The organism is Actinomyces sp. SKVG-SVH-4(1) (assembly GCF_048514265.1).
GTDB lineage: Bacteria > Actinomycetota > Actinomycetes > Actinomycetales > Actinomycetaceae > Actinomyces > Actinomyces oris.
In genome coordinates this window covers 2,724-4,316 of record NZ_JBGEVE010000026.1, presented here as the reverse complement: position 1 = coordinate 4,316, position 1,593 = coordinate 2,724, and the positions used below count along the sequence as shown (strand labels likewise).

At 58.9% G+C, this 1,593-nt stretch carries 1 rRNA gene and 1 other annotated feature (1 of these 2 cut by a window edge); the gene reads left to right on the top strand.

Going from position 1 to position 1,593, the window contains the following annotated elements:
• Positions 1–12: 12 nt before the first annotated feature.
• Positions 13–1,557 (top strand): 16S ribosomal RNA (locus AB7V09_RS12900).
• Positions 1,460–1,593, top strand: a sequence feature (mutual gap in cmsearch alignment for this rRNA model is longer than 100); it runs 2,723 nt beyond the window's last position. Its footprint overlaps the rRNA gene before it by 98 nt.

Genomic DNA, 1,593 nt, shown 5'->3' with positions numbered 1-1,593 from the left:
TTTTGTTGGTTTTGTTTGGAGAGTTTGATCCTGGCTCAGGACGAACGCTGGCGGCGTGCTTAACACATGCAAGTCGAACGGTGAAGGGACCGGTTTTGCTGGTTCTGGATGAGTGGCGAACGGGTGAGTAACACGTGAGTAACCTGCCCCCTTCTTCTGGATAACCGCATGAAAGTGTGGCTAATACGGGATATTCTGCGCCTGCTGCATGGTGGGTGTGGGAAAGATATTGTTTCGGTGGGGGATGGGCTCGCGGCCTATCAGCTTGTTGGTGGGGTGATGGCCTACCAAGGCGGTGACGGGTAGCCGGCCTGAGAGGGTGGACGGTCACACTGGGACTGAGACACGGCCCAGACTCCTACGGGAGGCAGCAGTGGGGAATATTGCACAATGGGCGCAAGCCTGATGCAGCGACGCCGCGTGAGGGATGGAGGCCTTCGGGTTGTAAACCTCTTTCGCCAGTGAAGCAGGCCCGCCTCTTTTGTGGGTGGGTTGACGGTAGCTGGATAAGAAGCGCCGGCTAACTACGTGCCAGCAGCCGCGGTAATACGTAGGGCGCGAGCGTTGTCCGGAATTATTGGGCGTAAAGAGCTCGTAGGCGGCTGGTCGCGTCTGTCGTGAAATCCTCTGGCTTAACTGGGGGCTTGCGGTGGGTACGGGCCGGCTTGAGTGCGGTAGGGGAGACTGGAACTCCTGGTGTAGCGGTGGAATGCGCAGATATCAGGAAGAACACCGGTGGCGAAGGCGGGTCTCTGGGCCGTTACTGACGCTGAGGAGCGAAAGCGTGGGGAGCGAACAGGATTAGATACCCTGGTAGTCCACGCCGTAAACGTTGGGCACTAGGTGTGGGGGGCCTTTTCCGGGTCTTCCGCGCCGTAGCTAACGCATTAAGTGCCCCGCCTGGGGAGTACGGCCGCAAGGCTAAAACTCAAAGGAATTGACGGGGGCCCGCACAAGCGGCGGAGCATGCGGATTAATTCGATGCAACGCGAAGAACCTTACCAAGGCTTGACATGTGCCGGTCGGCTCCGGAGACGGGGCTTCCTCCTTGTGGGGCCGGTTCACAGGTGGTGCATGGTTGTCGTCAGCTCGTGTCGTGAGATGTTGGGTTAAGTCCCGCAACGAGCGCAACCCTTGTCCCGTGTTGCCAGCACGTTGTGGTGGGGACTCGCGGGAGACTGCCGGGGTCAACTCGGAGGAAGGTGGGGATGACGTCAAATCATCATGCCCCTTATGTCTTGGGCTTCACGCATGCTACAATGGCCGGTACAGAGGGCTGCGATACCGTGAGGTGGAGCGAATCCCTTAAAGCCGGTCTCAGTTCGGATCGGTGTCTGCAACTCGACACCGTGAAGTTGGAGTCGCTAGTAATCGCAGATCAGCAACGCTGCGGTGAATACGTTCTCGGGCCTTGTACACACCGCCCGTCACGTCATGAAAGTCGGCAACACCCGAAGCCCGTGGCCCTACGGGGAGCGGTCGAAGGTGGGGCTGGTGATTGGGACGAAGTCGTAACAAGGTAGCCGTACCGGAAGGTGCGGCTGGATCACCTCCTTTCTAAGGATTGGATTTGTGTGGGGGTGGCTTCCTGGC